This is a genomic window from Kitasatospora sp. NBC_01250 (assembly GCF_036226465.1).
Lineage (GTDB): Bacteria > Actinomycetota > Actinomycetes > Streptomycetales > Streptomycetaceae > Kitasatospora.
Genome location: NZ_CP108476.1, coordinates 3,470,921 through 3,494,317 on the forward strand (window position 1 = coordinate 3,470,921; position 23,397 = coordinate 3,494,317).

The window sequence follows — 23,397 nt, forward strand, 5'->3', positions numbered from 1 at the left end:
GGAGCCAACGCGACGGCTCGGGGGCCGGACTGCGGGGAGAGCGGACCCGGACGGGGGGGACCGGGCTCAGAACGGACCGAGGCCGCTCGCGGTGAGGGTGCGGGCGGCCTCGCAGAGTGCCGAGCGCAGCACCCAGGGGTCGGTGGTGGCCACGGCGGACTCGGCACCGGCGGGCGGCACCAGCCAGCGCGGGTCGGTGGCGGCCAGCGGCATGGCGCCGGGCAGACAGCAGGTGCCGGGCAGGTGCCAGCGCTCGGCGGTGCCGGCCGGCACCAGGAAGCTGACGCTGGCGCCGCCGGCTCCCTGGGCGACCGAACCGCAGGCCCGGCGCAGTCTGAGGATGTCGAGCGTCTCCAGGCCGAGCCGCAGCGGCACGATGACCGTGTCGCAGCGCTGCCCGCCCTCCCGGCGGCGTGGCAACTCCCCGGTGAGGAACGTACGGAACTGCGGCATCCCGGTGACCATCATGTGGGCCCTCCTGGTTCGGTTCGCTCCTCGCCGCTCACGTCCGCTTTCCCCCACGTTCGACCGCCCGCCGTCGAACTCCCCCTCGTACAGGACAGACTGAGGGACTGTCAGTGAGAGAAGTGAACTGATGGTATGAATGGCTACTGAAGCTGAACGATGGATGGGTGGTGCGTCGGGAGACCGTCCCCACTGGCCGCCCGATATCAACACAACGGAACCGAGCCCGGATTAGCCACGGGGCTTCCTACAGCAAGCCATGGCATTTCATGGCAGAACCCTTGAGATATGTCGGATTTGCCACTGAATAGTGGTTATTTTCCCGGAAACCCATCGTGATCACCTGATGACAGCCGGTACTGTCGAGCTGTGCCTCACCGGGCCGCTTCGGTCCATCGAGGCTCAGCCGCCCGCCCTGTTACCGGACGGGCGCCGACCGTACGGCTAGCACCGTCTCGCCCCGGAGCGCACCATGGCCCCCACAATCGCCGCGCCCGCACCTGTGACCGGTCCCGCGACCACGACCACCCACGCGCCGACGCCCAACACCGCGATGCGCGAGCTGCGCGGCGACCTCTCCCCCGCCGAGTTCGCCACCGCGATCCGCCGCGCCGCGCGGGAGATCGGCGAGCACGTGTCGTGCGACGCCCGGTACATCGGCCGGGTCGAGGCCGGCGCGATCCGCTGTCCCAACTACGCGTACGAGCGGGTGTTCCGCCATATGTGGCCGGACCGTTCGCTGCAGGACCTCGGCTTCTCCCCCAGGACGGCCGTCCGCGGTCGCCCGGCCGGCGGGGTCGTGCCGGCCCGGCCGGCCGCCCTGCGGCTCTCCCCGCACCATCCCGACGAGGAGAACGACGACGTGCGTCGCCGTACGTTCCTGAGTGGCGGTCCGACCGCCCTGGCCACCGTGCTCGGCCTCGATGCGCCGGCCCGCGCGGCCGCCGCCGCACCCGCCGCGCTGCCGCTGCCCGGCCTGCCGCCGCTGCCGCCGCTGCCCGCACCGCGCAAGGTCGGCGGAGCCGACGTCCAGATCGTCGAAGAGGCCGTCCGGGAGATCCGGTTGGCCGATGACGTGCGTGGCGGCGACACCCTGTTCGAGCGGGCCGGGCAGTCGCTGCGGCAGGCGTACGTGCTGCTCAACGAGGGCGACTACACCCTCGCCACCGAGCGGCGGTTGCAGTCGACGGCCGGCGAACTGGCCATCTCGGTGGGCTGGTTGGCGCACGACTCACAACGGCTGGCCGATGCCCGCTCGTTCTACGCCGAGGCGCTGGCCACCGCGCGGATGGCGAACGACTCGGCGCTGGAGGCCCATGTCTTCTGCAACAGCGCCTTCCTGGCCCGGGACGCGGGGCGCCCGCGCGAGGCGCTGCGGGCCGCCCAGGCCGGCCAGAGCGCCGCCCGCCACCTGGACTCCGAGCGCCTGCTCTCGCTGCTGGTGATGCGCGAGGCGGGCGGCTGGGCGCTGCTGCGCGACCGGAGTGCCTGCGAGCGGGCGCTGGCCCGGGCGTACACGCTCTTCGAACGCGGCGAGAGCGAGTCCGACCCGGAGTGGATGTCCTTCTACGGCGAGGCCGAGATCGCCGGCCTGGAGGCGCAGTGCTGGTCGGCACTGGGCGAGTGGGACCTGGCCAGCGAGCGGGCCGGGCTGGCGATAGCGCTCCAGGAGCCGCACTTCGTGCGCAACCGGGCCCTGTACACCGCCGAGTTGGCCCACGACCGGCTCGGCCGCGGCGACCTGGCCGGCGCCGCCGGGCACGGCAGCGCGGCGGTCGCCCTGCTCGGCGACGTCCGCTCGGCGCGGATCCGCGGCATGCTCGCGGACACGGCCGAGCGGCTGCGCCCCTTCCGGGGAGTGCGCGAGGTCGGGGTGTTCCTGGCCGGCTTCGACCGCGCGGCGGCCTGATCCGGCGGCCCGGCCCGGCCTCAGGCGGTCGGCGTGTCCAGGTGGCTGTGGTCGTTCCAGATCTCGACGGCGGGCAGGCCGTACTCCCAGGAGAGCACCGAGAGCGCCGCCGTGCCGAGCTTGAGCCGCTGGCCGAACTCCGGTGCCTGGCCCAGCCAGCGGGCGGCCAGGACCCGCAGCAGGTGGCCGTGCGCGAAGACGATCACGTCGCGGTCGGCGGCGTGCATCGTGGTGGTCTCGGGGTGCGGGGTGCCGTGGTCCTCCTCGATCCCGGCGAGGAAGGCGTCGGCCCGGGCGCCGACCTCCGCCAGCTTCTCGCCCTGCGGCACGCCGTCGCGCCAGATCAGCCAGCCGGGGTGGTCGTGCTCGCGGATCTCGGCACCGGTGCGGCCCTCGTAGGCGCCGTAGTCCCACTCGAGCAGCTCGGGCCGGTCCACCGCGCGGTCGCCGAAGCCGGCCAGCTCGCAGGTCTCCCGGGCGCGGGAGAGCGGGCTGGTGTAGACGTCGGCCTCCGGCAGCCCGGACCACGGCGCGCGGTGCAGCCGGGCACCGACGGCGCGGGCCATCTGCCGGCCCTCCTCGGTCAGCGGGATGTCGGTCCGACCGGTGTGCTGGCCGCTCGCCGACCAGGCGGTCTCACCGTGGCGGACAAGGATCAGTCGAGCGGGCATCGCGGACTCCTGAGGACTAGGTGCGGTGAAGCGGTCGGTGCACTGCCATGATTCCCTACCCGTCGGTTACCGATCGGTACACCCCTGCCGGGGCGGCCCCGGGCACTGCGCGAGGTCCGGCGGGGTGCTGCCCGGGTTGTCGGTGCCGGGTGCGAGACTGGCGAGCACCATGAACGTCTCGCTCACCGATCACGGTCCGCGGCTCTCGGTCCTGCGCGGCACCGCCGAGCAGCGCGGCCTGGACGCCCGGGCGCTGGCCGCGCTGGCGGCCAATCCCGGCTGCCGGCGCCGGGCCCTGCTGGACGCCGCCGGGGTGGACAAGGGCGCCGTGGCGGGCCGGCTCGGCCGGCCCGCTCCCTTCGGCCGCTCACCCTTCGCGATCGCCCGCGGCACGGTCTTCGAGGCCCGGCTGAAGGCCGACGGCTGTGCGGCGCTGCTGGAGCCGCTGCGCCGGCACCTCGGCCTTCCGGCCGACGACGGCACCCGGCTGGACACCCCGGACCTGCTGCCCCGTTCCGGTCCGGCGGTGCGGGCGGCGCGCACCGCCGAGGCACTGGCCGCGGCGGTCGCCGCCTCGCTGGCGGACCCGGGGTGCTGGACGCTGCTCGACCACCCGCTGCTTCGGCTCACCGTGGCCGGCGCACCCGCCTACCTGGAGCCGGACGCGGTCCTGGTGCACGGCGGGCGGTGCACCGTGGTCGAGATCAAGTCCTTCCCGGTGCTGGACGGTTCGGCCGACCCCGCGAAGGTCGGCGCGGCCACCCGGCAGGCCGCGGTCTACGTCCTGGCGCTGTTGGCGGCGGCCGGGCACGACGAGCGGCACGGGCCCGCCTTCCCCGAGCCGCCGGCCCCGGCCCTGCCCGGTGCCCCGGAGCCCGTGGTGCTGCTGGTCTGCCCCAAGGACTTCGGACAGACGCCGGTGGCCGCCGCGATCGACGTCCGGCGCGAGGTGGCCACCACCCGGCGCCAGCTGGCCCGGATGACCCGGATCGAGGAGCTGCTGGACACCCTGCCGCCCGGGACCACCTTCGACCTCGCGCCGGACGACGCGGGCCGGCCGACCCGGCCGGTGGCCGAACTGGCGACGGCGGTGGACTCCGTGCCGGCCGACTACGGTCCGGAGTGCCTGTCGGCCTGCGAGTTGGGGTTCCACTGCCGGGCGCAGGCGCGGGCGGCGGGCGCGGTCGAGCAGCTGGGGCGCGGGGTGCGGGCCGACCTCGGCGACCTGCGCACGGTGGACGGCGTGCTGGCGGCGGCCTGCCCGGGGGCGGCGGCAGCGCGTCAGGAGAGCGCGGGCGGCGACGGAGGCGGTGCGGTGGGCGGCGACGGTGACGAGGCGGCCGAGCGGCTGCGGTACGCCGCCGCGTTGCGCGCCGAGGCGCTGGGCGGGCCCGCGCTGGTCACCGATGCCGGGCCGGTGGCGGTCGAGCCGGTAGCGGTCGGGCCGGCGGCGGTCGGGCCGGCGGCGGTGTCCGGGTGAGCCTGCTGAGCACGCTCGCCCGGCTGGAGGCGATCCGCAGCGGGCACGCCGAGCCGCTGGCCACCGTGCGGCACCGGCACCTCTCGGACTCACCGATGGTGCTGATCCCGCTCGCCACCGCGGCGGAGGACGGCGCGCCGCTGGCCGTGCTGCTCGGCACCGACCGCGCCGAGCCGCGGCTGCACTTCGTGCCGCAGCCGCTCAACCGGGACGGTCGCGCGGAGTTCCTGGCCGCCCTGGCCGACGAGTTGCTGCCCTACCTGGAGTCCTACGCCGGGACCGTAGAGCTGATCGAGGGCTCCGAGAAGGACCCCGCCACCGGCGAGAAGACCCCGGTCACCCGCGAGCTGTGCGCCGACGCGCCGCAGCTGATCGTGCCCAACGCCGGCTCGGTGCGGCACCTGGCGCTGCTCGGGCGGGCCACCCGGTTCCGCCGCACGGCGGAGGAGCCCGCTCCGGGCCCCTACCCCGCACCGGCCCGGGTGCCGCTGCTGGGCCGCTGGCTCACCCACCTCACCGAGCGCGCCCAGGTGCCCGGGGCCAGCCTGCTGCTGCCGATGACCGGGCTGCTGGCCCGGCACTGGGCGACCGGCCAGAGCCTGCTGGAGGACCAGCAGCTGGCCGCCCAGCTGGCCTGGCACAGCCCGCCGCCCGGGACCACCGGCGCGGAGCAGGCCGAGCTGGCCGAGACCGCCCGGGACGGGCGCGGCCAGCTGCTGCACCCGCCGGCCGGACCGGCCACCGACCCGCGCTTCGACGAGAAGCTGCTGGCCCCGGCGATCACCCGCCATGACGCGGCGCTGGCCGCGCTGCGCCAGGCCCGCGGCCGTCACGCTGCGGCCGGGGCCGTGGCCGAGGACGTAGCAGGGGACGTGGCGGGGGGAACGGTCCTGGGCGGCGAGGGGGCGCGGGTGCGGGAGGCCGAGGCTGCGGTGCGGGAGAGCGTCGCTGAGCTGCGCCGACTGCTGCTCGGGGTGCTGCTGCCCACCTGGGAGGACGTCTGGCGCGGGCTCGACCTGCTGCGCGGGCTGCCGCCGGGCGGACACGTCGGTGAGCGCTGGGAGGGGGACCGCTGGTCCTACACCGGTCACCGGGACCGCCTGGCGGCCGGTGAGCCGCCCCAGCCGCGGGTGGACGACGCGGTGACGGCGGCCCGCAAGCTCGCCCAGCGCGAGCGCGAGCAGGTCCGGGTCGAGGTGCAGGAGGCGCTGGACGATCCACTGGCGATGGCCGAACGGCGGCTCTCGGGCGAGGCGTTCAGCGCGGTGGTGGTCGAGGTGGTGCCGGAGTACGACACCAGCGGTCGCTCCCCCAAGCCGCGTCCGCTGCTGGTGCTGCGCACCGCCGACCAGCCGCACGCCGATCCGGGCCGGGAGGTGCACCGCGCCTCGGCACCCACCGCGCAGAAGGCCGAGGTGGTGGCGTTCGACCCGGCGGCGGGGCTGGTCACGCTGCGGGTGCTGACCGGGATGGGGCGCCGCAAGGAGCCCGAGCCCGGCAGTCTGCCCGAGCCCGGTCAGACCGTGGTGTTCACCCTCTTCGAGCTGACCCCGCGCCAGTCCGCCCCGCTGCCCGAGCCGGCCGACACTCCGTGGACACACGGCGGTCCGCCGTCGGCCGCCCGGAGTTCGACTTCCGGAGTGGAGGAATGGGCATGAGCAGCACTGTGAGCCTTCTGACGCCCGGCCCCGCCGACCCGACCGCCGCCACCGGTGCGACCGCCGCTGCCGACCCGTCCGCGGCGGCCGACGCCGCCGTCGCGGCGATCCTGGCGGCCACCGTCCGACCCGCCCCCGGCGCACCGCGCGGCGTGGTGGTCGACTCGCCCCCCGGCGCCGGCAAGTCGACACTCGTGGTCAAGGCGGCCCGGGAGCTGGTCGCGGCCGGTGAGCGGCTGATGATCGTGGCCCAGACGAACAGTCAGGTCGACGACCTGGTCGACCGGCTGGCCGCCAAGGGCCCCGAGCTGACGGTGGGCCGCCTGCACAGCGGGGACGCCCACCCGGCGGCCGAGGCGCTGCGGCACCCGAACGTGACGGCGAGCAGCAAGCCGGGCGACCTGCTGGAGCTGGACGTGGTGGTCTCCACCGCCGCCAAGTGGCAGTGGGTCAAGGACGTCGAGCCCTGGCGGCACGCGATCGTGGACGAGGCGTACCAGATGCGCTCGGACGCGCTGCTGGCCGTCGCCCGGCTCTTCGAGCGGGCGCTGTTCGTCGGCGACCCCGGGCAGCTCGACCCGTTCACGGTGGTCGGCACCGAGCAGTGGACGGGGCTCTCCTACGACCCCTCCAGCAGTGCGGTGGTCACCCTGCTCACGCACAACCCGGCCATCGTGCCGCACCGGCTGCCGGTCTCCTGGCGGCTGCCGGCCTCGGCGGCGCCGCTGATCTCGCAGGCGTTCTACCCGTACACGCCGTTCCGTTCGGGAACCGGGCCCGGTGACCGGCTGCTGGTTCCGCGCGAGCGGGCCGACGGCGGGCCGGTGGACGCGGCGATCGACGAGGCCGTCGAACACGGCTGGGCGCTGCTCGAACTGCCCGCCCGGCGTACCGTGCGCACCGATCCGCAGGCGGTGGCGGCGGTCGCGGCCACCGTGCGCCGGCTGCTGGACCGGGGCCTCACGGCCAGCTCGGAGCAGGGCCGGACCACGCTGACCCCCGGGCGGATCGCGGTCGGCACCGCGCACCGCGACCAGGCGGCAGCCGTGCGGGCCGCGCTCACCGGGCTCGGCGTCCCGGTGGACCCGGTGGTCGGCCCGGCCGTGACCGTGGACACCGCCAACCGGTTGCAGGGGCGCGAGTACGACGTGACGGTGGTGCTGCACCCGCTCTCCGGGCGCCCGGACGCCACCGCCTTCCACCTGGAGACCGGCCGGCTCTGCGTGCTGGCCTCGCGCCACCGGCACGCCTGCATCGTGGTGGCCAGGGCCGGGATCCCCGAGCTGCTGGACGAGCATCCGGCCACCGAGCCGGTGCAACTGGGCAGCGCGCTGCGCGTCCCGCCCGGCTGGGACGAGCAGATCGGGAGCCGGATGATCCCGCTGCTGGAGCGGGTCGGGGCCCACTTCCCCGATGGCTGGGAGGCCAACTACCAGGTGCTCCAGCACCTGGGCGAGCACCGGGTGCGACTGTAGGACCGGTCGGACCGGTACGAACGGGCCGGTCACGCGCCCCCCGGCGCGGTATCCGCGGGAGCGCCCGTCTTGGCACCGTTCCGTCCGGGGTGGGGCACGAGCGACAATGGACGACGGCCGAACGGACGACGGCCACTCGCCGACCGGCGATGCTGCCGGTCCCCGTCATCAAAGGTGCCCTCGCATGCCCGATCGCCAAGACCCGCCGCGCCGCCTGCGGCCGGCTCCGCTGCTCTTCGAGCCCGATGCCCTGGTCGCCGAACCGGAGCGGTTCTTCCAGTTGGAGAGCATCGAGGACCCGGCGGAACTGCTGCGCCGGTCGACCGAGTTGGCGCTCGCATTCCGGGCGGCGGCCGAGCGGGCCACTGACTTCCAGGCCATCGCCGCCGCCCAGCTGGCCGATCCGCGCCGGTTCGACGCCCTGACGCCCGCCGAGGTGGCGGCCCGGGCGGACTGGACGGCGGACTACGCGGCCCGGATGGTCGAGTACGGCCGCGGTCTGCTGCGCCCGCGTCGGCCCGACGAGGACTGAGCACCGCCGGGAGCCCCGCGCGGCCCGCACGCACCGGCCTGAGCACGGGCCTGAGCACCGGGTCGGACACCGGCTCGGGCAGCGGCCCCCACCGGGCCGCTGGCATATGCGGGAGGGAAGCCTACGCCGACCGCCCCGGCCCTGTCCGGCGAATCCGGCTTTCGTTGCGGCCCCGGCGCGAGTCGGCGCACCCTGCTGCGCGTGGATATCTGGACGGAGCAATCAGAGCGGTCCGTGGCGCACCTCACCCCGGCGGGCGAGGCCTGGCTGGCCTCGGCCAGCCAGTACCCGCGCAGCCTGCGGGCGCTGTGGGAGGCCCGGCCCTGGGCGCCGACCGTGCTGCCCTGCGGCCGGGCCTTCGACGTGATCAGCCTGCCGGCGCTGTTCGGCCGCCGGGTGCTGGACGAACTGTGGTCCTCGGGGCCGGGCTGTGGACCGGTGGCCGAGCACCGGGGGCGCACCCTGCTGTTCGTCCAGCCCGGTGCCGCACCCCGGCTGCGCACGCTGCTCGCCTGGGAGGAGTGGGCCCGGGACGTTCCGCCGCTGCTCTGCCACGGGCTCGGGGACGCGGTCACCGTGCCGCCGGTGCGGCGGGCGGCGGAGCCGTCGGTCGCACCGGCGGCGGCGGGGCGCTGGATCGTCGCCCCGGACGCCCGGGAGCCCTGGCTGCCGAGCGCCGGCGTGCTGCTCTGGGCCTGCGTGCGGGCGGCCCGGGGTGCCGCGGGGCAGGCCTCCGGCCGGGCCGCCGATCCGGCGACCGGGCCGGCCGCCGATCCGGCCGGTGCAGCGGCGGACGGCGCCCCCCTGGCGGTATTCGATTTTGGCTCCGCCTGAGGCCGCTGCTAGAGTCTTCTCTGTCAGCACGCGCCGCTAGCTCAGTTGGTTAGAGCAGCTGACTCTTAATCAGCGGGTCCGGGGTTCGAGTCCCTGGCGGCGCACAGACGGTCGAAGGCCTCTCGCGAGAGCGAGGGGCCTTCGGCGTTTCCTGGGCCTGTTTCCCGGCCTGTTTCCCGGAGCCGTTTCCCGCGTTTCCCGTTGCTGCCTCCCGGTGGCACCGGGTGGCCGAAGGGCCCCCGGACGGCTGTCCGGGGGCCCTTCGCCTGGTTCCGAGCCGTGCTCAGCGCCCGCGCAGCGTGCGGTACTTGGCGACCAGGGTCGCGCTGGAGCTGTCCAGGTGGTCGCCGCCCTCACCGGTCAGCAGCACCGGCTCGATCTTCTTGGCGAGCACCTTGCCGAGCTCCACGCCCCACTGGTCGAAGGAGTCGATGTTCCAGATCGCACCCTGGACGAAGACCTTGTGCTCGTAGAGCGCGATCAGCTGGCCGAGCACCGAGGGGGTCAGCTCCTCGGCGAGGAAGACCGTGGTCGGGTGGTTGCCGCGGAAGGTGCGGTGCGCGACCTGGAACTCGGCCACGCCCTCGGCGCGGACCTCCTCGGCGGTCTTGCCGAAGGCGAAGGCCTGCGCCTGGGCGAAGAAGTTGGCCATCAGCAGGTCGTGCTGGGCGACCAGGCCGGGGGTCAGGTCGGCGACCGGCTTGGCGAAGCCGATGAGGTCGGCCGGGATCACCTTGGTGCCCTGGTGCAGCAGCTGGTAGTAGGCGTGCTGGCCGTTGGTGCCGGGGGTGCCCCAGACGACCGGGCCGGTGGTCCAGCCGACCGGGTTGCCGTCGCGCTGCACCGACTTGCCGTTGGACTCCATGTCCAGCTGCTGCAGGTAGGCGGTGAACTTGGAGAGGTAGTGCGAGTACGGCAGCACCGCGTGCGACTGGGCGTCGAAGAACTGGCCGTACCAGATGCCGAGCAGGCCGAGCAGCAGCGGGACGTTCTCGGCCGCCGGGGCGGTGCGGAAGTGGTCGTCGACCAGGCGGAAGCCGTCCAGCATCTCCTGGAAGCGCTCCGGGCCGATCGCGATCATCAGCGACAGGCCGATCGCCGAGTCGTAGGAGTAGCGGCCACCGACCCAGTCCCAGAACTCGAACATGTTCTCGACGTCGATGCCGAAGTCGGCCACGCCCTGGCCGTTGGTGGACAGTGCCACGAAGTGCTTGGCCACCGCCTCCTGGCCGGCACCCAGCTGCCCCAGCAGCCAGTCCCGGGCCGAGGTGGCGTTGGTGATCGTCTCGATCGTGGTGAAGGTCTTGGAGGCGACGATGAAGAGCGTCTCGGCGGCGTCCAGATCGCGCACCGCCTCGTGCAGGTCGGCGCCGTCGACGTTGGAGACGAAGCGGACGGTGAGGTCGCGCTGGGTGTAGGAGCGCAGCACCTCGTAGGCCATCGCGGGGCCGAGGTCGGAGCCGCCGATGCCGATGTTGACGACGTTCTTGATCCGCTTGCCGGTGTGGCCGGTCCAGGCGCCGCTGCGCACCCGGTCCGAGAAGGCGGCCATCTTGTCCAGGACGGCGTGCACCTCGGGCACCACGTTGACGCCGTCCGCCTCGACCACGGCGCCGCGCGGGGCGCGCAGCGCGGTGTGCAGCACGGCGCGGTCCTCGGTGACGTTGATCTTCTCGCCGCGGAACATCGCGTCCCGCAGGCCCGCCACGTCCATCGCCTCGGCCAGCTCGCGCAGCAGCTCCAGGGTCCGGTCGGTCACCAGGTGCTTGGAGTAGTCCAGGTACAGGTCGCCGACCTGCAGGGTGTAGCGGCTGCCGCGCTCGGGGTCGGCGGCGAACAGCTCACGCAGGTGCAGCTCGCCGATCTCCTCCCGGTGCTTCCCGAGGGCGGCCCACTGCGGGGTACGGTCCAGGGGGGTTCGGCCGTCGGCCATCGGTTTCTCCTCGGTCTCTGCGCCGCATGTCGTCAGTCGGGGACAGCCTACGGAACAGTCAGGGCTGCTCACGCCACCCGCACCTGACGCAGTGCCGTCATTTCCGGTCCGAGCGCAGGTCCAGACCGCGCAGCACCTGGTCGACCAGCTCCGGGTCCGCGCCCGGCTCGCCGCGCGCGAGCAGCACCTCGCGGCGCGAGGCGGCCAGCAACTCCTGCTCCACCTCGCGCAGTTTGCGCAGCCGCGAGACCCGCTGCCGGGCCTCGGCCGCCTCGTCCTCCTCGTACTGCTCCGGGCAGAGCCGCTTCAGCCGGTCGTGCTGGCGTTCCCGGAGCTTCTCCACGAGTTCGATCGGCAGTTGGTCCGCCTCCTCCAGTTCGGCCAGCCGCGCCAGCGCCGCGTGGGCCGCCCGGCCCCACAGCCGCCGCTGCTCCTGCTCGCGCAGGTCGAGGTGCGGGTCGATGCCGAGCCGCCGGACCAGCCAGGGCAGCGAGAGCCCCTGCACCAGCAGGGTGAAGAGCACCACGCTGAACGCCGTGAAGACGATCCGGCCGCGCCCGGGGAAGTCGTGGCCGCCGTGCGTGGTGAACGGGATGGCCAGCGCGAGCGCCACGGTGGCCACCCCGCGCATGCCCGACCACCAGAGCACCACGGTCTCGCGCCAGCTGATCGGGGTGTCCTCCTCGCCGCGGCTGAGCCGTCGGGAGAGCCAGGCGGCCGGCAGCAGCCAGATCAGGCGGACCAGCACCACCACGGCGATCACCAGCGCCGCGTCACCGAGCATCGAGTGCCAGCCGGCTCCGGCGTCCTTGAGCACGGTGGCCAGTTCCAGGCCGATCAGGCCGAAGGCGACACCGGTGATCAGGGTCTCCACGATGTCCCAGAAGGCGCCGCCCACCAGCCGGTAGGAGACGTCGGCGGCGTCCGCCGCCCGGTCGGCCAGGTAGAGACCGACCACCACGACGGCCAGCACGCCCGAGCCCTCGATCTCCTCGGCCAGGGTGTAGGCGGCGAACGGCACCAGCAGGTTGAGTGCCACCTGCTGGGTGGGGTCGTCGAGCAGCGAGCCGATCTTCGTGGCCAGCCAGCCGACCACGCCGCCGACCAGCACGGCCACCACCGCCGACAGCACGAAGCGCAGCAGCGCGTGCGGCACCGAGAAGTCGCCGTCCACCACCGCCTCGACGGCCAGCGCATAGACCACGATCGCGGTCACGTCGTTGAACAGCCCCTCGCTCTCCAGGACCGACACCAGCCGCCGGGGCAGGCCGACGCTGCCGGCCACCGCCACCGCGGCCACCGGGTCGGGCGGCGAGACCAGGGCGCCCAGCGCCACCGCGGCGGCCACCGGCAGCGCGGGCGCCAGCTGGTGGAAGGCCGCGGCGACCGCGGTGGTGGTGACCACCACCAGGGCGACGGCCAGCAGCAGGATCGAGCGCAGATTGGCCCGGAAGTAGGCGAGCGAGGCGCGCCGGGCCACCGCGAAGATCAGCGGCGGCAGCACCAGCGGCAGGATCAGGTCGGGGTCGACCGCGACGTTGGGGATCTGCGGGACCAGCGCCATCACCAGGCCGAGCACCGTCATCAGCACCGGCTGCGGAACGCCGGTGCGGCGGCCCAGCGGCATGGTGACCACGGAGGCGAGCAGCACCAGGAAGAGCAGGGACAGCTGGGCCACGCGCGGATCCTCTCCTATCGGACAGGGAGAGTGTAGATATGACAAACCGACGCGACCTGCCCCGCCGCGCCGACGGGGGGCCGGCGCCCGGGGCCGCCCGGGGCCGGTGGCCGATTCGGAGAATCGGCTGCTGACCAGGTAATGTTCTCTTCGTCAGCAGGCGCCGCTAGCTCAGTTGGTTAGAGCAGCTGACTCTTAATCAGCGGGTCCGGGGTTCGAGTCCCTGGCGGCGCACCTGTCGGTACTCAAGGCCTCTCTCGCTTCGGCGAGAGAGGCCTTGAGTAGTTTCCGGCGCCCGGGCGCCCGGGCGCCCAGCATTCAAGCGACCGCCGCTCAGGCGCCCGGCGCGATCCCGACGCCGCCGATGCCCTCGGCCAGCATCCCGTAGGCCAGGCCGGCGTCCGCCACCGCGGCCGGGTAGGCCTCGGCCGCACTGCACCCCGCCGCGATCCGCTCGAAGTTCCGCCGGCCCAGCTCGTTGCGCACCGCCAGCAGGTGGAGTGCGGCCAGTCGTGCGCCGAGCGGGTCCGCGAAGACCGTCGCCAACTCCTCGGCGAGCAGCTCGACATCGCCGGCGAGGTAGTGCAGGAGCCGGCTCTGCAGGCTCGCCGTGCCGTAGAGCAGCCGCTGGAAGGCCACCACGTCCGGATGATCGCTCAACCCGGTGGCCGGATCGTGCTCGCGCAGCCGGTCCAGGAAGTGCTCGTGCAGCGCCTGCACCGGGGTCTGCCCGGCCGGCCGGGCCCGCACCACCCGCGCCGCCTCGCCCTGGTGGTCGGCGAACCGGTCCAGGAGCAGGTCCTCCTTGCTGGGGAAGTACCGGAACAGGGTCGGCTTCGACACCTGCGCGGCCGCCGCCACGTCCACCACCGACACCTCGTCGAAGCCGCGCTCCAGGAAGAGCCGCAGGGCGGTGGCGGCGAGGTGCTCGCGGGTGCGCTGTTTCTTCTGCTCACGCAGGCCTGGCACGGGTTCCATGCGAGCACCCTAGCAGGCACTGCGATACCGAGTTACGTTTGTGACTCGGTGATGTTTTTCCGGAGCGCCGGCACCAGGGCACCCCGCCGACCCGGCGGAGCCGCCAGGGCTATTCTGGGCGGCGGCACGGCCCTGACCGAAGGGCACGAGAATGCGCGTCGGAATCACCGGGTACCAAGGGCTCTCCGACCTGACCGAGTTGCTGGTGCGCGGCGAGCTGTGGCGCCTGGTGACCGCTTACGGACCGTACGAACTGGTCGGCGTCACCGCGCTGCGCCCCGGCCCCGAGACCTGGTTCGCCGGGGCGGTGCGCGAGCACGGCGGCAAGGTGGAGATCATCCTGCCGGCCGGCGCCGGGCCGCTGCCGGACACCCGGCTCGCCCGCGAGGCGACCGCCGTGCACCGGCTGGCGCCGGTCGCGGCCGGCGGACTCGGGGACGACCTCGGCCGGGCCCTGGTCGGCATGGTGGACGAGCTGATCGCGGTCTGGGACGGCACCCCCGGCGGCGAGCCCGCCGAGATCGCGGGGCTGACCCGCCGGGCCGGGCTCTGGGTGCACGAGGTGTGGCCGACCGGCAGCGAGCGGCCCGGCCAGGGCTGATCAGGCCGCCTGCAGCCAGCTCACCGGGGAGCGGTAGGCCAGGTGCGGGGCCGGCCGGAGCATCGGCCGCGCGGGCGGCGCCGCGGCGGCGGCGTTCGCAGCGGCGCGGGTGAGCAGGACGGCGGTGAGGGCGGCGAGCTCCTCGTCGGACTGGTCGGCGTGCTTGGTGCGGAGCATGGCCAGGGCGTGGGCGAGGACGGCGCGGGTCTCGGCGGGGTCGATGACGTCGTCCACCAGGCTGCGTTCGACCGCGTAGTACGGGTGCATCAGCTCGCTGCCCGAGCATCACGGAGATCTGCGGGATCATCCCGGAGGCGCGGATGTTGCGCTGGAAGATGCCGCCGTAGCCGGCCGGCGCCGTGGCACCCTCCCCGGTCCGGGCCCCGGCGCGGGCAGCCCCGGATACTGACCGGATGGAGAACGCGGCATGAGGGTCCTGGTCACCGGCGGGGCCGGTTTCATCGGTTCGCACTACGTGCGCACCCTGCTGGCGGGTGGCTACCCGGGCACCCCGGACGCCCGGGTCACCGTGCTGGACAAGCTGACCTACGCGGGCAACCGGGACAACCTGCCCCACGGGGAGCGGCGGCTGGACTTCGTGCCGGGCGACGTCAACGACCTCGACCTGCTGCTCCAGCTGCTGCCCGGCCATGACGCGGTGGTGCACTTCGCGGCCGAGTCGCACGTGGACCGCTCGCTGGAGTCGGCCGCGGAGTTCGTGCGCACCAACGTCGGCGGCACCCAGAACGTCCTGGAGGCCGCCCTGCGAACCGGCGTCGGGCGGGTAGTGCACGTTTCCACCGACGAGGTGTACGGCTCGATCGACCAGGGCTCCTGGACCGAGGACTCGCCGCTGCTGCCCAACTCCCCCTACGCCGCCTCCAAGGCCGGCTCGGACCTGATCGCCCGCTCCTTCTGGCGCACCCACGGGATCGACCTGTCGATCACCCGCTGTTCCAACAACTACGGGCCCTACCAGCACCCGGAGAAGCTGATCCCGCTCTTCGTCACCAACCTGCTGGCGGGCGAGCAGGTCCCGCTCTACGGCGAGGGCCGCAACGTGCGCGAGTGGCTGCACGTGGACGACCACTGCCGGGCGATCCAGCTCGTCCTGACCCACGGCCGCGCCGGCGAGGTCTACAACGTGGGCAGCGGAACCGAGTTGACCAACCTCCAGGTCACCGAGCAGCTGCTGGAGCTGCTCGGCGCCGACCAGGGCGCGATCCGGCGGGTGGCCGACCGCAAGGGCCACGACCTGCGCTACTCGCTGGATGCGACGAAGATCCGCGAGCAGCTGGGCTGGGCACCGCGGATCGACTTCGCCGAGGGCCTGGCGCAGACCGCGGCCTGGTACCGGGAGAACCGGGCCTGGTGGCAGGCGGCCCTGCAGCGCGCTCGGCGGAGCGCCACCTGACCGGCCGCGCGTCCGCTTCCGGTTGCCGCGCCCCCGGCACCGCCGAACCATGGGAGAGATGAGCGAGAAGCCCGGATACCTGCGCCACCCGCACCTGGGCGGCAACCTGCTGACCCTGACCGCCGAGGACGACGTCTGGCTCGCCCCGCTCGATCCCGACGGCTCGTGCGGCCGCGCCTGGCGGGTCAGCTGCGACCGCACCCGGGTCAGCCACCCCCGGCTCTCCCCCGACGGGCGCACCATCGCCTGGACCAGCTGGGCCGCGCTCACCCCCGAGGTGTGGACGGCCCCGACCGACGGCGGCGAGTCGGTGCGGCTGTCCTACTTCGGCAGCCAGGACACCCGGGTGCGCGGCTGGCTGCCGAGCGGCGAGGTGCTCGCGGTCACCTCGTACCACGAGCCGTTCGCCCACTACACCTGGGCCCGCGCGCTGCCGCCGGACGGTGCGCCGGGCCGCCGGCTGCCCTTCGGCCCGGTGCGCGACGCCCACCTGACCGCCGACCACACCCTGCTGCTGACCGGCGCCGCCCCGCACGAGCCCGCCGCCTGGAAGCGCTACCGGGGCGGCGCCACCGGGCGCCTGTGGCTGGACGGCGAGCAGCTGCTGCCCGAGCTGCCCGGGCACCTCTCCTCGCCGATGCTGGTCGGCGACCGGGTGGCCTTCCTCAGCGACCACGAGGGCATCGCCAACCTCTACTCCTGCCGCCCGGACGCCACCGACCTGCGCCGGCACACCGACCACGCCACCTTCTACGCGCGCGAGGCCGCCACCGACGGCCACCGGGTGGTCTACCAGCACGCCGGCGACCTGTGGCTGCTGGACGGCCTGGACGCCCCCGCCCCGCGCCGCCTGGTCGTCCGCCTCGGCGGCGCCCGCACCGGGCGCCGCCCGTACCAGGTGAACGCCGCCCGCCACCTCAACGACCTGGTCTGCGACAGCACCGGACGGGCCGGGGTGGTCGGGGTGCGCGGCAGCCTGTACTGGCTCACCCACCGCGACGGCCCGACCCGGGCACTGGCCGACACGCCCGGCGTGCGGGCCCGGCTGCCCGCCGTGCTCGGCCGCACCGGCCAGATCGCCTGGGTCACCGACGCCGAGGGCGAGGACGCGATCGAACTGGCCGCGCTGCCCGGCAGCCAGAGCCAGCCGCCCGCGCGCCGGATAGCCGCCGGAAGCCTGGGCCGGGTGCTGGAGCTGGTCGCGAGCCCGGACGGGCACAGCCTGGCGGTGGCCGCCGGGGACGGCCGGCTGCTGCTGGTGACCTGCGCCGACGGCGAGGTGCGCGAGCTGGCCAGGGCCGGCTACGGGCCGATCCGTGGCCTGGCCTTCTCCCCCGACTCGCGCTGGCTGGCCTGGTCGCAGCCGGTGGCCGGACGCTCGCTGCGCCGGATCAGGCTGCTGCGCCTGGACAGCGCGGAGGCCCTGCCGCTGGACGTCACCGACGGGCGGTTCGAGGACGAGCAGCCGGTCTTCACCCGGGACGGGCGCTACCTGGTCTTCCTCTCCTGGCGCGGCTTCGACCCGGTGCACGACGTGCACACCGGCGACCTCTCCTTCCCGCTGGGCTGCCGCCCCTACCTGGTGCCGCTGGCCGCCGACACGCCCTCGCCGTTCGCCGCCCCGGTGGGCGACGAGGCCGACCCGGCACCCGGCGACGGCAGCGTGCTGGTGGACGCCGAGGGCCTGGCCGAGCGCCTGGTGCCGTTCCCGGTGATCGCCTCCAAGTACTCCACCCCCGCGCCGGTGCGCGGCGGCCTGCTCTGGCTGCGCTGGCCGATCTCCGGCACCCTCGGCGAGACCTTCGCCAGCCCCACCGACATCTCCGGGCGCCCCGCGCTGGAGCACTTCGACCTGGCCACCGCCACCCGCAGCACCGTGCAGGAGCAGGTGGACGGCTACGCGGTGGCCGGGGACGGCTCGGCGGTCTCCACCTTCGCCTCCGGGGTGCTCAAGCTGCTGCCGCTGGGCGCCGGCGGCGGCGCGGCCACCGTGGACCTGCGCCGGATCACCCACACCGTGCACCCGGGCCCCGAGTGGCAGCAGGCCTACCACGAGGCGGCCCGGGTGGTCCGCGAGCAGTTCTGGGACCCGGCGCTGGGCGGCCTGGACTGGCCCGTGCTGGTCGCCCAGTACGAGCCGCTGGTGGAACGGATCGCCTCCCCCGACGACTTCGCCGACCTGCTGCGCGAACTCCTCGGCGAGCTGGGCACCTCGCACGCCTACGTCACCCCGGCCCGGCGCGGCGAGGGGCCCGCCCCGGTGCAGCAGGCGCTCGGGCTGCTCGGCGCCGGGGTGCACCAGGAGCCGGACGGGCGCTGGCTGCTGGACCGGGTGCTGCTCGGCGAGTCCTCCGACCCGCGCGCCCGGGCCCCGCTGGCGGGCCACCAGGTGCGCGAGGGCGACGAGTTGGTGTCGATCGCGGGCCGCACCCCGGACCCGGTGCGCGGCCCGGCCCCGCTGCTGGCCGGGGCCGGCGGCAGCACCCTCGAAGTCGCCTTCCGGCGCGGCCCCGACGCGCCGGTGCGCCGGGTGGCGATCACCCCGCTGACCGACGAACGGCCGCTGCGCTACCAGGACTGGGTGGCCAAACGCCGCGCCCTGGTCCGGGAGTTCAGCGACGGGCTCTGCGGCTACCTGCACATCCCGGACCTCGGCGGCTCCGGCTGGGCCCAGTTCAACCGCGACCTGCGCCGCGAACTCGACCGCCCCGCCGTGGTGCTGGACGTGCGCGGCAACGCCGGCGGCAACGTCTCCGAACTGGTCCTGGAGAAGCTCAGCCGCCGGGTGCTCGCCTGGGACCACACCCGCGGGCGCCGCCCGGCCCGCTGGCCGCGCGACGCGCCGCGCGGGCCGGTGGTGGCGCTGGCCGACGAGGCCACCAGCTCGGACGGGGACGTGATCATCGCCGCCGTCCAACTGCTCCGCCTCGGCCCGGTGGTGGGCCGCCGGACCTGGGGCGGCGTGGTCGGCACCATCGGCCGGCACACCCTCGGCGACGGCACCCAGATCTCGGTGCCCGCCAACGCCTCCTGGTTCAGCGGCGGTTACGGCTTCGGCATGGAGAACCGGGGCGTCGAGCCGGACATCCCGGTGCTGCGCTCCCCCGCCGACTGGGCGACCGGGCACAACACCGAGCTGGCCGAGGCCGTCCGGGTCGCCCTGGAGCTGCTGCGCGCCCACCCGGCCGCCGCCCCGCCGCCGGCCGACACCCCGCACCCGGACCTGCGCCGGCCGCCGCTGCCGCCCCGGGGGTGAGCGGGTCGGCACAGCGGGCGGGGCGCATCCGGTCCTCGGATGCGCCCCGCCCGCTCTGCTTCGGTCTGCTCTGCTTCGGCCTGCTCTGCTTCGGCCTGCGTGGTCCGCTCGGGTGGGCTACTTCTCCCACTCGTGGCCGCCCTCGCTCTCCATGTCCGACTCGGCCTGCTGGATGTCGCTCTCGCCGCCCTGCTTCGCCCGGCCGGTCATGTTCCCCATGGCATCGGAGGCCGGGCCCGGCAGATGCTGCTGGGCCTGGTCGGCGGTCTGCTGACCGGCGTCGGTGGCCCGCCCCTTGGCGGTGTCCGCCATGTCGGTGGCCTTCTCGCTGTGGCCGCCGAGCATCTCCTTGATCCTGTCCATCATGCCCATGGCTCCTCCTCGCGGTTCGTCGACCAGGGCTGTCACCAACATGTCACCGCTCGCGCGCAGCCGCATTCGGAGGAGGTCGGGCGGGCTCGCGCTACTTCACCACCCAGGGCGCGGTGAACGCCCGAACGGCGGACCCGTCCTGGTCGGCGAGCTTGACGGCCGTGAAGCGACGGGCCGCCTCCGAGGTCTGCACCCGGAACGCGGGCTGCTCGGCGGTCAGCACCTCGATGATCGAGGCCGCGGCCTGCTCGATGGTCTGCGCGGCGCCGAAGGCCGCCATGGCGTGGGACAGGTAGGCGGACAGCGCGGGCGCGTAGGGGCCCGGGGCCGGCTCCGCCGTCGGGTCGAACCCGACGTTGGCGACGAACTCGCTGGCCACCGCACCCGGCTCGACCACGCTCACCTTGACGCCCACGGTGGCGGCCACCGGCGCGAGCGACTCCATGAAGCCCTCCACGGCGAACTTGGCCGCGCAGTACGCCTCATTGAACGGCTGCCCGACCACGCCGCCGACGCTGGTCACGGCGAGCAACCGGCCGCCGGCGGCGCGCAACAGCGGCATCGCGGCCCGGGTCACCTGGACCACGCCGAAGAAGTTGACCTCCATCACGGAGCGGACGTCCTCGACCGTCTCCTCCTCGATCGTCCCGAGATGGCCGGCCCCGGCGTTGTTGACCACCGCGTCCAGACCCCCGTGGTCGGCGACGACCTGCGCCAGACAGGTCTCGACCGAGATGGGATCGGTCACGTCCAGCACCCGGACCTCGACGCGGTCGCGCACACCGGCGGCCTCGGCGGCCTTCAGCAGTGCGTCGGCCTTCGAGGTGTCCCGCATCGTGGCCACGGCCCGCCAGCCCGCCTGAGCAGCGGCGACGGCGGTGGCCAGACCGATGCCGGAGGAGGTGCCGGTGATCAGAACAGTCTTCACGGTGGTCCATTCCTCATACTTATTAACCATAACTACCTGGCTCGATAACTATGCAGGCCGATGTTTTCCGTTGTCAAGCATCTCGGTAGACTGGTGTCATGCCTCCCGTGCCCTCGGATGAACTGACCTCCCAGGTCGTGGCCCTCTTCGCCGCGATCAACCGCCGCTACGCCCGCGAGTCCGAGGCCGCCGCCACCCCGTACGAGCTGACCCCCCTCCAGGCCAAGGCCCTGCTCGCCGCCGAGGAGCCGGTCGCGATGCGCCGCCTCGCCGAGTACCTGCACGCCGAGCCGTCCAACGTCACCGCCATCGTCGACCGCCTGGAGGCCCGCGGCCTGGCCGAACGCCGCCCGAGCCCGGGCGACCGCCGGGTCAAGCTCGTCGCAGCCACCGAAACGGGCCTGACGGTGATCGCCGACCTGCGCGCCCGCATGCCCTTCGCCAGCCACCCCCTGGAGCCGCTGAGCCAGGAGCAGCGCGAGACCCTGCGCGACCTGCTCGCACTGATGCTCGACGAGCAGGGCCCGGCGACTACTCCCGGATGACCTTCGCGAGTTGCGTGATCTCGGCCGGGAGCAGGGGGCGCAGGACGATCAGGACCGTACCGGTCTCGGTGAGCCGGAAGCCGTCGGCGAGCGGCGCGATTTCGACACCCCTCGCCGCCAGCGCATCGGTCAACTCGGCGACGGAGGAGCGGAACTGACGGCGCACGGGGTTCACGAGTCCACCCCCGGCCGCTGCAACCAGGACAGCGGGACCTCCCACTCCACACCACCGCCCTCGGGACGCAGGTAGGCCACACCGCCGAGCCGCGCCATCAGGGAGCCGGTACGGCGGTTCAGCGCGTCGTAGACCAACTCGCCCCTCGTGGTGGGTTCGTAGGGGTCGGTCGGCGGACGAAGGTCGCCGGGGACGATCGTGGGGTACGCCGGCGCGAGGCGGATCATCGCCTCGGGGCGCCCACCGCAGCCGGCGGGACACGCGCACTCGGGCAGGCCGCGGTCGAGGGACGGGGGGCGCCAGGTCTCGATGTGGCTGGCAGCCTGGGGCGTGAGGTCTGAGGTCATGACGGTCCCCTGCTTCTCGCGCACCGATCGGGAAGAGAGTGCGCTCTGTAGTCGTTCCACTACAAGAATCGGCATGGAGCCCTAGGATCGATAGGGCTTGCACTTTGACGAAACTGGCGTGTAGCAAGGATCTGACGATCTTGAACGTCAAGGAAACTGACGCAGCATCATCACCGCAAGTGCGCTTCGCCCTGGAACTTCGCAGGTCAAGGCGCGCACGAGGCTGGTCGCAGGTTGAACTCGGGAGGCGCATGGGCTACTCGAACGCCCTGGTCTCGTACATCGAACGAGTGAAGCGACCACCATCACGCAAATTCGCTGTTAAAGCCGACGAGCTCTTCGAGACGGGTGGCACCTTCGTCGAGCTGTGGCGCCGATGCGCCGCCGCCGCTCTCCTCGAAGGCTTCCCCGAGTTCGCCGACGCCGAGGCTCGCTGCATCCGCCTACGTGAGTTCGAGCTGACGGTAGTCCCTGGCCTGTTTCAAGTCCCCTCTTATGCGGCTGCCTTGGCTTCCGCAGCTGTGGAGCGCGGCGCCATCACCCAGGACGAAGCCGACGAGCGCATCGGGTACCTGGCCGCCCGCCAGCGCCTACTGGAACAGAAGTCCCCGCCGATCATCCAGACGGTGATGGATCAGAGCTGCCTCGTCCGACCAGTCGGCGGCCCGAGCGTGATGCTGGAGCAGTTCCACCACCTTGAGGAGTTGGCAACCAGACCCAACATCACCCTTCAGGTGGCGCCATTCGAGCTCGGGGAGCACCTCCCCTTCACCATGCCCGTCGTCCTACTGACCCTCCCCAACCGGCAACTAGTTGGCTATGCCGAGTCGCAGGCGCGAGGACACCTCGAACGCGCACGAGACACCCTTGCGGCATGGGAGAGAGCGTACGATCACCTGCAAGTGGAAGCGCTGTCGAAGACCGCATCCCTGGCTCTAATTCGTAAGGCTCGAAAGGATCTTCTCTCATGACTACCCCCGACCTGTCCGGCGCCGCTTGGTTCAAGTCCACCCACAGCAACAACGGCGGCAACTGCGTTGAGGTAGCCGCGAACGTCCCCGACACCGTCCCCGTGCGTGACAGCAAGAACCCCGCCGGGCCTGCCCTCATCTTCCCCACGAGGGCCTTCGCTTCCTTCGTCGCCGGTGTCAAAAACGGACAGTTCGACAACTCCTGAGCCCAGAACCCCTGGAAGGGACTCGCATGGACCTCGACCTGAGCAGCACCCACTGGATCAAGTCCCGCCACAGCGGCAACGGCGGCAACTGCATCGAGGTCGCCCCCAACTTCCCCGGCCTCGTCCCCGTCCGTGACTCCAAGAACCCGACCGGCCCCGCCCTCGCCTTCCCCACCACCTCCTTCGCAGCCTTCCTCGCCCGCATCAAGGACGGCGAGTTCGACACCGTCTGATCCGCCGTCCTCGGAAGGAACTTGCGTGCACACCACCCCGGCCGAGCCCCACTGGATCACGTCCCGCCACAGCGACAACGGCGGCAACTGCGTCGAGGTCGCCACGAACGTCCCCGACGCCGCCCCCGTGCGTGACAGCAAGAACCCCGCCGGGCCTGCCCTCATCTTCCCCTCGGTGGCCTTCGCTTCCTTCGTCGCCGGTGTCAAAAGCGGACAGTTCGACAACTCCTGAGCCCAGGACCCCTGGAAGGGACTCGCATGGACTTCGACCTGAGCAGCACCCGCTGGATCAAGTCCCGCCACAGCGGCAACGGCGGTGAGTGCGTCGAGATCGCCCCCGACATCCCCGGCCTCGTCCCCGTCCGTGACTCGAAGAGCCCCACCGGCCCCGCCCTCGCCTTCCCTGCCACCGCCTTCAGTTCCTTCCTCGCAGCCGTGAAGCGCGGAGACCTCGCCACCTCCTGACCCACCACGCCTGGAAGGAACTTGAGTGCACACCACCCCGACCGAACCCCACTGGACCAAGTCCCGCCACAGCGGTGGCGGCGGCAACTGCGTCGAGGTCGCCCTCAACCTCCCCCGCCACATCCCCGTGCGCGACTCCAAGAGCCCCACCGGCCCCGCCCTCGCCTTCCCCGCCACCTCCTTCACTTCCTTCCTCGCAGCCGTGAAGCGCGGAGACCTCGCCACCTCCTGATCCACGGACGCCCCGCCACCCCCGGGCTGGCGGGGCGAA

The 23,397-nt window shown here is 73.5% G+C and carries 26 protein-coding genes, 2 tRNA genes and 2 pseudogenes; 18 read left to right on the forward strand and 12 right to left on the reverse strand.

Translation table 11 applies throughout. The features are described from left to right. Window positions 1-66 precede the first annotated feature (66 nt). Window positions 67-468 (reverse strand): hypothetical protein, encoded by a 402-nt coding sequence (locus OG500_RS13960; RefSeq protein ID WP_327067051.1) that lies wholly within the window; start codon window positions 466-468, stop codon window positions 67-69. Window positions 469-937: 469 nt separating this feature from the next. On the opposite strand from OG500_RS13960, the gene OG500_RS13965 reads away from it, so the two are divergent. Beyond that, window positions 938-2,374 (forward strand): tetratricopeptide repeat protein, encoded by a 1,437-nt coding sequence (locus OG500_RS13965; protein ID WP_329580216.1) that lies wholly within the window; start codon window positions 938-940, stop codon window positions 2,372-2,374. Between the two features lie 20 nt (window positions 2,375-2,394). On the opposite strand, the gene OG500_RS13970 is transcribed toward OG500_RS13965, so the two are convergent. Continuing rightward, window positions 2,395-3,045 (reverse strand): histidine phosphatase family protein, encoded by a 651-nt coding sequence (locus OG500_RS13970; protein WP_327067053.1) that lies wholly within the window; start codon window positions 3,043-3,045, stop codon window positions 2,395-2,397. A 169-nt stretch (window positions 3,046-3,214) separates the two neighbouring features. Here OG500_RS13970 and OG500_RS13975 point away from each other — a divergent pair, with 169 nt between their 5' ends. The 6 genes from OG500_RS13975 (at window position 3,215) to OG500_RS14000 (ending at window position 9,128) form a co-directional block, all read left to right on the forward strand. Beyond that, a complete protein-coding gene (locus OG500_RS13975; RefSeq protein WP_329580219.1) occupies window positions 3,215-4,525 on the forward strand; it encodes a hypothetical protein in 1,311 nt (436 codons plus the stop codon). Next, window positions 4,522-6,183 carry a hypothetical protein gene (locus OG500_RS13980; RefSeq protein WP_329580222.1) on the forward strand — a complete coding sequence of 554 codons (1,662 nt, stop codon included), beginning with the start codon at window positions 4,522-4,524 and terminating at the stop codon, window positions 6,181-6,183. Before OG500_RS13975 ends, OG500_RS13980 begins: the two co-directional genes overlap by 4 nt. Further along, window positions 6,174-7,658 carry an AAA family ATPase gene (locus OG500_RS13985; RefSeq protein WP_442907036.1) on the forward strand — a complete coding sequence of 495 codons (1,485 nt, stop codon included), beginning with the start codon at window positions 6,174-6,176 and terminating at the stop codon, window positions 7,656-7,658. Before OG500_RS13980 ends, OG500_RS13985 begins: the two co-directional genes overlap by 10 nt. Before the next feature lie 184 nt (window positions 7,659-7,842). After that, window positions 7,843-8,190 carry a hypothetical protein gene (locus OG500_RS13990; protein ID WP_327067057.1) on the forward strand — a complete coding sequence of 116 codons (348 nt, stop codon included), beginning with the start codon at window positions 7,843-7,845 and terminating at the stop codon, window positions 8,188-8,190. A gap of 201 nt (window positions 8,191-8,391) precedes the next feature. Beyond that, the gene (locus OG500_RS13995) at window positions 8,392-9,024 is read left to right on the forward strand and encodes a bifunctional DNA primase/polymerase (protein ID WP_327067058.1); all 633 of its coding nucleotides are present in this window, start codon (window positions 8,392-8,394) and stop codon (window positions 9,022-9,024) included. A 30-nt stretch (window positions 9,025-9,054) separates the two neighbouring features. Then, window positions 9,055-9,128, forward strand: a tRNA-Lys gene (locus tag OG500_RS14000). A 179-nt stretch (window positions 9,129-9,307) separates the two neighbouring features. On the opposite strand, the gene pgi is transcribed toward OG500_RS14000, so the two are convergent. Both pgi and OG500_RS14010 read right to left on the reverse strand, forming a co-directional pair. Beyond that, complete coding sequence (gene pgi, locus OG500_RS14005; RefSeq protein WP_329580229.1) at window positions 9,308-10,957, reverse strand: glucose-6-phosphate isomerase; 1,650 nt, start codon at window positions 10,955-10,957, stop codon at window positions 9,308-9,310. Window positions 10,958-11,054: 97 nt separating this feature from the next. Beyond that, window positions 11,055-12,635: a Na+/H+ antiporter gene (locus tag OG500_RS14010; protein WP_327067060.1), complete on the reverse strand. Its 1,581-nt coding sequence runs from the start codon at window positions 12,633-12,635 to the stop codon at window positions 11,055-11,057. 160 nt (window positions 12,636-12,795) lie between these two features. Here OG500_RS14010 and OG500_RS14015 point away from each other — a divergent pair. Beyond that, window positions 12,796-12,869 (forward strand) — tRNA-Lys (locus OG500_RS14015). 99 nt (window positions 12,870-12,968) lie between these two features. On the opposite strand, the gene OG500_RS14020 is transcribed toward OG500_RS14015, so the two are convergent. After that, complete coding sequence (locus OG500_RS14020; RefSeq protein ID WP_329580231.1) at window positions 12,969-13,613, reverse strand: TetR family transcriptional regulator; 645 nt, start codon at window positions 13,611-13,613, stop codon at window positions 12,969-12,971. 151 nt (window positions 13,614-13,764) lie between these two features. Between OG500_RS14020 and OG500_RS14025 the strand changes: the two genes are divergently transcribed. After that, on the forward strand, window positions 13,765-14,214 hold the full coding sequence (locus OG500_RS14025; protein ID WP_327067062.1) for a hypothetical protein: 450 nt from the start codon (window positions 13,765-13,767) through the stop codon (window positions 14,212-14,214). Here the strand turns inward: OG500_RS14025 and OG500_RS14030 are convergent, their stop codons facing one another. The 3 genes and pseudogenes from OG500_RS14030 to OG500_RS38180 all read right to left on the reverse strand — a co-directional run. Beyond that, complete coding sequence (locus OG500_RS14030; RefSeq protein WP_329587566.1) at window positions 14,215-14,391, reverse strand: acyl-CoA carboxylase epsilon subunit; 177 nt, start codon at window positions 14,389-14,391, stop codon at window positions 14,215-14,217. Further along, a pseudogene (locus OG500_RS14035) lies at window positions 14,368-14,490 on the reverse strand (carboxyl transferase domain-containing protein); the annotation flags it as partial. The gene OG500_RS14030 and the pseudogene OG500_RS14035, both read right to left, overlap by 24 nt. 52 nt (window positions 14,491-14,542) lie before the next feature. Further along, window positions 14,543-14,686 (reverse strand): annotated as a pseudogene (locus OG500_RS38180) (hypothetical protein); the annotation flags it as partial. On the opposite strand from OG500_RS38180, the gene rfbB reads away from it, so the two are divergent. Both rfbB and OG500_RS14045 read left to right on the forward strand, forming a co-directional pair. Then, on the forward strand, window positions 14,642-15,628 hold the full coding sequence (gene rfbB, locus OG500_RS14040) for a dTDP-glucose 4,6-dehydratase (RefSeq protein ID WP_327067063.1): 987 nt from the start codon (window positions 14,642-14,644) through the stop codon (window positions 15,626-15,628). The pseudogene OG500_RS38180 and the gene rfbB sit on opposite strands and share 45 nt — an antisense overlap. A 58-nt stretch (window positions 15,629-15,686) precedes the next feature. Continuing rightward, window positions 15,687-18,884, forward strand: coding sequence for a S41 family peptidase (locus OG500_RS14045; RefSeq protein WP_329580236.1), 3,198 nt, complete (start codon window positions 15,687-15,689; stop codon window positions 18,882-18,884). Between the two features lie 117 nt (window positions 18,885-19,001). On the opposite strand, the gene OG500_RS14050 is transcribed toward OG500_RS14045, so the two are convergent. Together OG500_RS14050 and OG500_RS14055 are read right to left on the reverse strand one after the other, a co-directional pair. Beyond that, window positions 19,002-19,250, reverse strand: coding sequence for a hypothetical protein (locus OG500_RS14050; protein ID WP_327067065.1), 249 nt, complete (start codon window positions 19,248-19,250; stop codon window positions 19,002-19,004). A gap of 97 nt (window positions 19,251-19,347) precedes the next feature. Further along, window positions 19,348-20,214: an SDR family oxidoreductase gene (locus tag OG500_RS14055; RefSeq protein ID WP_329580239.1), complete on the reverse strand. Its 867-nt coding sequence runs from the start codon at window positions 20,212-20,214 to the stop codon at window positions 19,348-19,350. A gap of 68 nt (window positions 20,215-20,282) precedes the next feature. On the opposite strand from OG500_RS14055, the gene OG500_RS14060 reads away from it, so the two are divergent. Beyond that, the gene (locus tag OG500_RS14060) at window positions 20,283-20,729 is read left to right on the forward strand and encodes a MarR family winged helix-turn-helix transcriptional regulator (protein ID WP_329580242.1); all 447 of its coding nucleotides are present in this window, start codon (window positions 20,283-20,285) and stop codon (window positions 20,727-20,729) included. Here OG500_RS14060 and OG500_RS14065 read toward each other — a convergent pair. Further along, the gene (locus OG500_RS14065; RefSeq protein ID WP_327067068.1) at window positions 20,716-20,904 is read right to left on the reverse strand and encodes a hypothetical protein; all 189 of its coding nucleotides are present in this window, start codon (window positions 20,902-20,904) and stop codon (window positions 20,716-20,718) included. The genes OG500_RS14060 and OG500_RS14065 overlap by 14 nt on opposite strands. After that, entirely contained in the window at window positions 20,901-21,251 is a 351-nt protein-coding gene (locus tag OG500_RS14070; protein WP_327067069.1) for a hypothetical protein, read from the reverse strand. Before OG500_RS14070 ends, OG500_RS14065 begins: the two co-directional genes overlap by 4 nt. Window positions 21,252-21,391: 140 nt before the next feature. Here OG500_RS14070 and OG500_RS14075 point away from each other — a divergent pair, with 140 nt between their 5' ends. Genes OG500_RS14075 through OG500_RS14100 form a run of 6 tightly spaced genes read left to right on the forward strand, consistent with a single transcriptional unit; the run spans window position 21,392 to window position 23,358 of the window. Beyond that, window positions 21,392-22,222: a helix-turn-helix domain-containing protein gene (locus tag OG500_RS14075; RefSeq protein WP_329580247.1), complete on the forward strand. Its 831-nt coding sequence runs from the start codon at window positions 21,392-21,394 to the stop codon at window positions 22,220-22,222. After that, window positions 22,219-22,428: a DUF397 domain-containing protein gene (locus tag OG500_RS14080; RefSeq protein ID WP_327067070.1), complete on the forward strand. Its 210-nt coding sequence runs from the start codon at window positions 22,219-22,221 to the stop codon at window positions 22,426-22,428. The genes OG500_RS14075 and OG500_RS14080 overlap by 4 nt, the downstream gene beginning before the upstream one ends. Window positions 22,429-22,454: 26 nt before the next feature. Continuing rightward, on the forward strand, window positions 22,455-22,661 hold the full coding sequence (locus tag OG500_RS14085) for a DUF397 domain-containing protein (protein WP_329580250.1): 207 nt from the start codon (window positions 22,455-22,457) through the stop codon (window positions 22,659-22,661). 25 nt (window positions 22,662-22,686) lie between these two features. Beyond that, entirely contained in the window at window positions 22,687-22,893 is a 207-nt protein-coding gene (locus OG500_RS14090) for a DUF397 domain-containing protein (protein ID WP_327067072.1), read from the forward strand. 26 nt (window positions 22,894-22,919) lie between these two features. Beyond that, on the forward strand, window positions 22,920-23,126 hold the full coding sequence (locus tag OG500_RS14095; protein WP_327067073.1) for a DUF397 domain-containing protein: 207 nt from the start codon (window positions 22,920-22,922) through the stop codon (window positions 23,124-23,126). Window positions 23,127-23,151: 25 nt separating this feature from the next. After that, window positions 23,152-23,358, forward strand: a complete 207-nt coding sequence (locus tag OG500_RS14100) for a DUF397 domain-containing protein (RefSeq protein WP_329580253.1) — start codon at window positions 23,152-23,154, stop codon at window positions 23,356-23,358. Window positions 23,359-23,397: the final 39 nt, after the last annotated feature.

Bases quoted from the DNA above. Each gene is read 5' to 3' on its own strand.
- OG500_RS13960 (WP_327067051.1), bottom strand. From the start codon at position 468: ATGATGGTCACCGGGATGCCGCAGTTCCGTACGTTCCTCACCGGGGAG.
- OG500_RS13965 (WP_329580216.1), top strand. From the start codon at position 938: ATGGCCCCCACAATCGCCGCGCCCGCACCTGTGACCGGTCCCGCGACC.
- OG500_RS13970 (WP_327067053.1), bottom strand. From the start codon at position 3,045: ATGCCCGCTCGACTGATCCTTGTCCGCCACGGTGAGACCGCCTGGTCG.
- OG500_RS13975 (WP_329580219.1), top strand. From the start codon at position 3,215: ATGAACGTCTCGCTCACCGATCACGGTCCGCGGCTCTCGGTCCTGCGC.
- OG500_RS13985 (WP_442907036.1), top strand. From the start codon at position 6,174: ATGGGCATGAGCAGCACTGTGAGCCTTCTGACGCCCGGCCCCGCCGAC.
- OG500_RS13990 (WP_327067057.1), top strand. From the start codon at position 7,843: ATGCCCGATCGCCAAGACCCGCCGCGCCGCCTGCGGCCGGCTCCGCTG.
- pgi (WP_329580229.1), bottom strand. From the start codon at position 10,957: ATGGCCGACGGCCGAACCCCCCTGGACCGTACCCCGCAGTGGGCCGCC.
- OG500_RS14020 (WP_329580231.1), bottom strand. From the start codon at position 13,613: ATGGAACCCGTGCCAGGCCTGCGTGAGCAGAAGAAACAGCGCACCCGC.
- OG500_RS14025 (WP_327067062.1), top strand. From the start codon at position 13,765: ATGCGCGTCGGAATCACCGGGTACCAAGGGCTCTCCGACCTGACCGAG.
- OG500_RS14030 (WP_329587566.1), bottom strand. From the start codon at position 14,391: ATGCTCCGCACCAAGCACGCCGACCAGTCCGACGAGGAGCTCGCCGCC.
- rfbB (WP_327067063.1), top strand. From the start codon at position 14,642: ATGAGGGTCCTGGTCACCGGCGGGGCCGGTTTCATCGGTTCGCACTAC.
- OG500_RS14045 (WP_329580236.1), top strand. From the start codon at position 15,687: ATGAGCGAGAAGCCCGGATACCTGCGCCACCCGCACCTGGGCGGCAAC.
- OG500_RS14050 (WP_327067065.1), bottom strand. From the start codon at position 19,250: ATGATGGACAGGATCAAGGAGATGCTCGGCGGCCACAGCGAGAAGGCC.
- OG500_RS14055 (WP_329580239.1), bottom strand. From the start codon at position 20,214: ATGGTTAATAAGTATGAGGAATGGACCACCGTGAAGACTGTTCTGATC.
- OG500_RS14060 (WP_329580242.1), top strand. From the start codon at position 20,283: ATGCCTCCCGTGCCCTCGGATGAACTGACCTCCCAGGTCGTGGCCCTC.
- OG500_RS14070 (WP_327067069.1), bottom strand. From the start codon at position 21,251: ATGACCTCAGACCTCACGCCCCAGGCTGCCAGCCACATCGAGACCTGG.
- OG500_RS14080 (WP_327067070.1), top strand. From the start codon at position 22,219: ATGACTACCCCCGACCTGTCCGGCGCCGCTTGGTTCAAGTCCACCCAC.
- OG500_RS14085 (WP_329580250.1), top strand. From the start codon at position 22,455: ATGGACCTCGACCTGAGCAGCACCCACTGGATCAAGTCCCGCCACAGC.
- OG500_RS14095 (WP_327067073.1), top strand. From the start codon at position 22,920: ATGGACTTCGACCTGAGCAGCACCCGCTGGATCAAGTCCCGCCACAGC.